This is a genomic window from Kitasatospora putterlickiae, assembly GCF_039527695.1.
Classification (GTDB): Bacteria; Actinomycetota; Actinomycetes; order Streptomycetales; family Streptomycetaceae; genus Kitasatospora; species Kitasatospora putterlickiae.
This window is the reverse complement of record NZ_BAAAKJ010000240.1, coordinates 51447-58776: the sequence shown is the minus strand read 5'-3', so window position 1 is coordinate 58776 and position 7330 is coordinate 51447. Positions and strand designations below refer to the sequence as shown.

The window sequence follows — 7330 nt, the reverse complement described above, 5'->3', positions numbered from 1 at the left end:
CGGCGGCGCCCGCGGTGCTGCCCGCCGCCGACCGGGGCACGGTCGTCGCCGACCACGAGGCCGGCGCGCCGTACTCGCCCGAGCTGGACGAGGCCGACCCGGCCGTCGCCGAGCCGCCCGCGATGCGCTGGCCGCTGTGGGTGCTGGCCGTGCCGACCATGGGCTTCGGCATCGCCGGCCTGCGCTCGGACTGGCTGCCCGCGCTGCTGGACGGCGGCTCGCTGCGGCCCTCCGCCGTCACCGCCGTCATCGGCACCGGTCTCGCCGTGGTCGGCGCGCTGCTGGCCTACGGGGCCTGGCGCTCGGCCACCGCCCGGGTACCGGGGCAGGCCGAAGCCCCGGCCGGCGAGACGGTCGTCGCCGACCCCGGCCGCGCCCTGCTCGGCCCGCTGTTCGGCCCGGCCCGGCACGGCTTCGGCGTCGACCGGCTCTACAGCGCGCTGTTCGTCCGCCCGGTCGAGGCCGCCGCCCGGCTCGTCCGCTTCCTCGACCGCGAGGTCGTGGAGACGTACGTGCGCGGCGCCGGCGCGGGGGCGGGTCTGCTCGGCCGCGCGGTGCGGCTCGCCCAGACCGGCAACGCGCAGACCTACCTCAGCGCGCTGCTCGCCGGCGTCGTCCTGCTGGTCGTCCTGGTGGCGGTGTAGCCGATGCCGTACCTCCCTTCCCCGTCCGCTGTCGCGGTTGTCACGAGGAGCCCCCGATGAACGCGGTCCTCATCGCCCTCCTGGTGCTGCCGATGCTCGGCGCCGCGCTCACCCTGGCCCCGGTGTTCGGCGCCGACCCGGCCGCCGCCGACCGGCGCGCGCTGCGCTTCAGCACCGTGCTGACCGGCGCCGTCCTGGTGCTCACCGTCGTCCTGGCCGCCGGCTTCGACCACGACGAGCCCGCCCGGATGCAGGCCACCACCGACGTGTCCTGGATCCCGGCCATCGGGGTGCGCCTCCACCTCGGCGTGGACGGCGTCTCGCTGCCGCTGATCGTCCTGACCTCGCTGCTCACCTTCCTCTGCGCGCTGTACTCGGAGCGGCGGCTGCCGTCCGGCGAGGGAGTGCCCTCGGCCCGGGCCTTCGTCGGGCTGTTCCTCCTCCTCGAAGTCGGCATGCTCGCCACCTTCGCGGTGCTGGACCTCCTGCTCTTCTTCCTGGCCTTCGAGATCGTGCTGATCCCGATGTACTTCCTGATCGCCCGCTGGGGCAGCGGGGCGAAGGTGCCGGCCGCCAACCGCTTCATCCTGTACACGCTGCTCGGCTCGGCCGTGATGCTGCTCGGTTTCCTGCTGATCGGCGGCAAGGCGGGCACCTTCGACATGCAGGCCCTCGCCGCCGCCCACGGCTCCGGCCTGAGCCACTCCACCCAGGTGATCGCCGCCCTGGCGATCATGGTCGGGCTCGCGGTCAAGGCCCCGGCCTGGCCGCTGCACAGCTGGCTCCCGGACGCCCACACGGCGGCCCCGACGGTGGGTTCCGTGCTGCTCGCCGGCGTGCTGCTGAAGATGGGCACCTACGGTCTGGTCCGCGTCCTCCTCCCGGTCGTGCCCGACGGCACCACGACGCTCGCCCCCTACCTGGGCGCGTTCGCCGCCGTCGGCATCCTCTACGGCTCACTGGCCTGCCTGGCCCTCGCCCGGAAGGGCGCCAAGGGCGACCTCAAGCGCCTGATCGCCTACTCCTCCGTCGGCCACATGGGCTTCGTCCTGCTGGGCATCGCCTCCCTCACCCCGGTCGGCGTCAACGGCGCGCTGTTCGCCAACATCGCGCACGGCCTGATCACCGGCCTGCTGTTCTTCGTCGTCGGGGCGCTCAAGGACCGCTACGGCACGGCGGACCTCGACACCCTCTCCGGCGCCACCGGCGCCGCCCTCTACGGGCGGGCGCCACGGCTCGGCGCGCTGCTCGCCTTCGCCGCCGTCGCCAGCCTCGGCCTGCCCGGCCTGGCCGGCTTCTGGGGCGAGCTGCTCGCGATGTTCGGCGCGTTCGACCCGGCCGACGGCCTCTCGCGCCCCGCGTTCGTCACCTACATGGTCCTGGCCGGCCTCGGCACCCTCCTCACCGCCGCGTACCTGCTGATCGTGGTCAAGCGCGTCTGCATGGGCGACCCCGGGCAGCCCGCCCCGGTGGCCGAGCTCGCCGACCTGCGCCCGTACGAGGCCGTCAGCTGGACGCCGCTGGCCGCCCTCACCCTGCTCGCCGGTCTCTGGCCCGCGCTGCTGCTCGGCCTCTCCGACCCCGCCGTCAAACACCTCCTCGGGGGTGGCTGATCATGCTCGGCACCGCACTCGGACCTCACTCCACGGGGCAGACCACTGTGACCTCCCTCGCCGTCGCCAACCCGGGCAGCCTGATCCAGTCCGTGGACTGGGTGGCGATCGCGCCCCCGCTGATCGCCGCACTGGCCGCCCTCGCGGTGCTGGTCACCGACCTCTTCCTGCCCGCGCGGCACAAGAAGTGGCTGGGCCGGCTCACCGCCGCCGGACTCGCCCTCGCGCTCATCTCCCTCCTCCCGCTCACCGGTGGATCACCCCGGGCCACCTTCTGTGCGCAGAACGTAACAGGAGCCACTGACAACGCGGGCTGCTCCTACGTCGCCGACCACTTCGCCCTGGTCTTCCAGCTGCTCGCGCTCGGCGGCGCGCTGATCGCCGCCCTGCTGTCCGCGCACACGGTGGACGACGAGAAGCTGCCCGGCGGCGAGTACTGGTTCCTGCTGCTCGCCAGCGCCACCGGCGCCGCCCTGCTGCCCGCCTCCCGCGACCTCGCCACCCTGGTGATCGCCCTGGAGGTGGCCTCGCTGCCCGCCTTCGCCCTGGTCGCGCTGCGCCGGGACGGCCGGGGCGCCGAGGCCGCGCTGAAGTTCTTCCTCTCCTCCGTCACCGCGACCGCCGTGATGCTGCTCGGCATCGGCTTCGTCTACGCGGCGAGCGGCAGCCTGCACCTGGGCGCCGTCGCCACCGGCCTGGAGCAGGCGCCCGCGCAGCTCAAGCCGCTGGCCGAGGCGGGCGCCGTGCTCACCCTGGTCGGCTTCGCCTTCAAGGTCGCCGCCGTCCCGTTCCACTTCTGGGTGCCGGACACCTACACCGGCGCCCCGCTGCCGGTGGCCGGCTACCTCTCGGTGGTCGGCAAGGCGGCCGGCCTGGCCGGCCTGGCGCTGGCCACCACCATCGCCTTCCGCCCGTACGCGCACACCTGGGGCCTGGCGCTCGCGGTGCTGGCCGCCGTCACCATGACGGTCGGCAACGTGGGCGCGCTGCGCCAGCGCTTCGACACCCGTTTCAGCGCGGTCCGGCTGCTCGCCTGGTCCTCGGTCGGCCAGGCCGGTTACCTGCTGGTGCCGCTGGCCGCGGCCGGCTACGCGCCCACCGCGACCGATCCGCTGGGCGCCACCGCCGCGTACGCGCTGATCTACGGCGTGGTCAACCTCGGCGCCTTCGGCGTGGTGGCGGCGGTCGGCCGCCGGGCCGGGACCAGTGTGGACGACTTCCGCGGCCTGTTCGCGCGCGACCGCTGGACGGCGCTGGCGCTGGCGTTCTTCCTGCTCTGCCTGGCCGGACTGCCGCCGGGCGTGATCGGCCTGTTCGGCAAGGTGGTGGTGTTCCGCGCCGCCGTCGACGCCGGTCTCGGCTGGCTGGCCGTGGTGATGGCCGTCAATGTGGTCGTCGCCCTGTACTACTACCTGCTCTGGACCGCCCGGCTGTTCACCCCGGCCGAGGAGACGGAGGCCGCCCCGGCCCCCGAGCGGCGCCTGCCGGTGTCGCTGACCGCCACCCTGGGGCTCACCGCCTCGGCGGCGGTGGTGCTCTCGGTGGCCCCGCAACTGGTGCTCCAGGTGGTCGGCGGCTCGCTGTTCTGACCCCCGTTCCGCAGGTGTGCCGAGGTGGCGCACGGTGCGGCCGGGTCACCCTGCCGGGTGTCGCGCTGGTCACAAGGGAACAAGGCCCCCGGTTTCGCCCGTTGTCCGGGCAGGAGGGACGAGGCAGAAAGGGCTTCCCCACGCACCATTGGAGGGCCAGCCGTGCACCGCCGGCACAACGGACTGAGGACCGCCGCCCTGCTCGGCGGCCTCTCGGCGCTGATCCTGGTGATCGGCAGTTTCTTCGGCCGCACGGGCTTCGTGATCGCCCTGCTGGTCGCCCTCGGCACCAACGCCTACGCGTACTGGAACAGCGACAAGCTCGCGCTGCGCGCCATGCGCGCCCGCCCGGTGAGCGAGATCGAGGCCCCCCGGCTGTACCGGATCGTCCGGGAGCTCTCCACCGCGGCCCGCCAGCCGATGCCCCGCCTCTACATCTCGCCGACCCCGGCCCCGAACGCCTTCGCCACCGGCCGCAACCCGCGCAACGCGGCGGTCTGCTGTACCGACGGCATCCTGCACCTGCTCGACGAGCGCGAACTGCGCGGCGTCCTCGGCCACGAGCTGAGCCACGTCTACAACCGGGACATCCTGATCTCCTCGGTCGCCGGGGCGCTCGCCTCGGTGGTGATGTTCCTGGTGAACTTCGCCTGGCTGATCCCGTTCGGCCGCGGCGACGACGACGACGGCCCGGGCCTGTTCGGGATGCTCGCGATCATGATCCTCGGCCCGGTCGCGGCCTCGCTGATCCAGCTGGCCGTCAGCCGCTCCCGGGAGTACCAGGCCGACGCCGACGGCGCCCGGATCACCGGCGACCCGCTCGCCCTGGCGAGCGCGCTGCGCAAGCTGGACGCCGGCACCCGGCAGCTGCCGCTGCCGCCGGAGCCTCAGATCCAGACCGCCAGCCACATGATGATCGCCAGCCCGTTCCGGCCCGGTGAGGCCGGCGCGAAGCTCTTCTCCACCCATCCGCCGATGGCCGAGCGGATCGCCCGGCTGGAGCGGATGGCCGGCTACCGGGGCTAGCCGGCCCGTCGCCACCCGCCGTCAGCCGGTGACCTCCTCGAAGGCCAGCCGCAGCCGGTGCACCCCCTCCACCACCTGGGCGGAGCTCTCGGCGGCCGCATAGCTGAGCCGCAGGTGCGGGGCCGGCGGTTCGGCCGCGTGGTACGGGCGCCCGGGGGACACCTGGACGCCGGCCCGCAGCGCGGCGGCGGTCAGCGCGCCGTCGTCGACGCCGTCCGGGAGCCGCAGCCACAGGTGGTAGCCGCCGGGCCGGTACGCGCCGAGCACGCCCGGCAGCTCGCGGCGCAGGGCGGCGACGGCGGCGGTGCGGCGGTCCCGCAGTTCGGTGCCCAGGGCGCGCAGATGGCGCGCCCAGCCGGGATCGGCCACCAGTTCCAGCGTCGCCTCCTGCAACGGCCGGGGCACGAAGAAGCTGTCCACCACCTGGGTGGCCCGCAGCCGGGCGAGCGCGGGCCCGCGCGCGGTGAGCGCGCCGACCCGCAGGTTCGGGGAGGCGGCCTTGGTCAGCGAACGCAGGTGCACCACCACCCCGTCGCGGTCCTCGGCGGCGAGCGGGCGCGGCAGCGCGGGGGCGTCCGCGTGCACCAGGAGCCGGGAGAAGTCGTCCTCGACGACGAACGCGCCCGCCGTCCGGGCGATCCGCAGCACCTCGGCCCGGCGCTCGGGGGAGAGCACCGCGCCGGTCGGGTTCTGGAACAGCGGCTGGCAGACGAAGACCCGCGCCCCGGTCGCCGCGAAGGCGTCCGCCAGCAGGTCTGTGCGCACGCCGTCGGCGTCGACCGGCACCGGCACCGGCCGCAGCCCGGCCGCCCGGACCACCGCCAGGATCCCCGAGTACGTCGGCGACTCCACCAGGACCGGCGCGCCCGGCGCGGCCAGCGAGCGCATCGCCACGGTGAGCCCGCCCTGCCCGCCGGAGGTGATCAGCACGTCCCCGGTGGCGATCGGCCCGCCGTGGCCGCCGATGTCGCGGGCGAACCAGCCGCGCAGCTCGGTGAGGCCGTCGGTGGGCGGGCGCTCCCAGGCGCCCGGCCGCCGTCCGGCCCGGCCGAGGGCGGCGGCGAGCAGGCGCTCGGGCAGCAGCGAGGCGTGCGGGTAGCCGCTGTTGAGGTCGACGACGCCGGGCGGCGGTACGCGCAGGGTGGCGAAGACCGGGTCGGCCAGCAGGTCGCGCGGGCCGGTGCCGGCGCTGAGCGCGACCTCCTGCCAGGAGAGGTCGCCCGGACGGGCGGCGGCGGGGACGGCCGGTACCCCGGCGCCCGGAGCGCCCGCGAAGGCCGCCGCCCGGAACACCCCGGCACCCGGCCGGGAGACCACCAGGCCCTCGGCGACCAGCACGGCGATGGCGCGGGAGACCGTGCCCGGGCTGACCTGGTGGCGCTCCATCAGGACCCGGCTCGACGGCAGCTTCCGCCCCTCCGGATAGCGCTCCACCTCGCGGCGCAGGCTGTCGGCGAGTCCGGCCACACTGCTACGCTCGTTCATGAGAGCACAAGATAGCGCTACCAATTTCCTGGCGGTAGCGGCCCGACCCGCTACGGCGCCCGCCCCCGCCTCCGGGAGTTCCCCGGGCACGGCGCAGGCCGCCCTGGGCGTCCTCTTCTTCTCCTTCAGCTTCCCCGCCACCGCCTGGGCGCTGACCGGCTTCGGCCCCTGGACGGCCACCGGTCTGCGCGGCCTGCTGGCCGGTGTGCTCGCCGCGCTCTGCCTCGCGGCCGCCCGGGTCCCACTGCCGGAGCGCCGCCACTGGCCCGGCCTGCTGGTGGTCGCGGCCGGCTGCGTGCTCGGCTTCCCGCTGCTCACCACGCTCGCCCTGCGGACGTCCTCGACCGCCCACTCGGCGGTCGTCATCGGCCTGCTGCCGCTGGCCACCGCCGCCTTCGCCGCCGTGCGCCCGCGCGGGGACGGCCGTCGTCAGTCCCGGCTGTTCTGGGGCGCGGCGCTGATCGGGGCGGCGGCGGTGCTCGGGTTCACCCTGGTGCGCGGCCACGGCCGGCCCGGCCTCGCCGACCTCTACCTGTTCGCGGCGCTGCTGGTCTGCGCGGCCGGGTACGCGGAGGGCGGGCGGATCTCCCGGGAACTGCCCGGCTGGCAGGTGATCGGCTGGGCGGTGGTCGCCGCGCTGCCGGTCACCGCGCTGACCACGGCCCTGGCCCTGTCGGCCGAGCCGGTGCACCTCGGGTCGAAGGCGGTGGCCGGGCTGCTGTACACGGCGGCGGTCTCGCAGTTCGGCGGGTTCGTGGTCTGGTACCGGGGGATGGCGCTGATCGGGGTCCCGAGGGCGAGCCAGCTCCAGCTGGCCCAGCCGCTGATCACGCTCGTCTGGTCGGTGCTGCTGCTCGGCGAGGAGCTGCCGGCCGCCGCGCCGGTGACGGCGGTGGTGGTGCTGCTCTGCATCGCGCTCACCCAGCGGGACCGGGCCTGACGGCGGGCGGCCCGGTCCCGTACCGGGTACGGG

Annotated in this window: 5 protein-coding genes and 1 pseudogene; 5 read left to right on the top strand and 1 reads right to left on the bottom strand. The window is 75.2% G+C overall.

The genetic code is table 11. The annotated features are described in order from the left end of the window. The 4 genes and pseudogenes from ABD308_RS24295 to htpX form a co-directional block, all read left to right on the top strand. Positions 1-644, top strand: a pseudogene (locus ABD308_RS24295) (NADH-quinone oxidoreductase subunit L); the annotation flags it as partial. A gap of 56 nt (positions 645-700) precedes the next feature. Next, positions 701-2257, top strand: a complete 1557-nt coding sequence (locus ABD308_RS24290; protein WP_344338565.1) for a complex I subunit 4 family protein — start codon at positions 701-703, stop codon at positions 2255-2257. Positions 2258-2304: 47 nt separating this feature from the next. Continuing rightward, positions 2305-3846, top strand: coding sequence for an NADH-quinone oxidoreductase subunit N (locus ABD308_RS24285; RefSeq protein WP_425554839.1), 1542 nt, complete (start codon positions 2305-2307; stop codon positions 3844-3846). A gap of 162 nt (positions 3847-4008) precedes the next feature. Further along, positions 4009-4872, top strand: a complete 864-nt coding sequence (gene htpX / locus ABD308_RS24280; protein ID WP_344338561.1) for a zinc metalloprotease HtpX — start codon at positions 4009-4011, stop codon at positions 4870-4872. 21 nt (positions 4873-4893) lie between these two features. Here the strand turns inward: htpX and ABD308_RS24275 are convergent, their stop codons facing one another. Continuing rightward, positions 4894-6357: an aminotransferase-like domain-containing protein gene (locus tag ABD308_RS24275; protein WP_344338560.1), complete on the bottom strand. Its 1464-nt coding sequence runs from the start codon at positions 6355-6357 to the stop codon at positions 4894-4896. Between ABD308_RS24275 and ABD308_RS24270 the strand changes: the two genes are divergently transcribed. Then, the gene (locus ABD308_RS24270) at positions 6356-7297 is read left to right on the top strand and encodes a DMT family transporter (protein ID WP_344338558.1); all 942 of its coding nucleotides are present in this window, start codon (positions 6356-6358) and stop codon (positions 7295-7297) included. The two genes, ABD308_RS24275 and ABD308_RS24270, sit on opposite strands and share 2 nt — an antisense overlap. Positions 7298-7330: the final 33 nt, after the last annotated feature.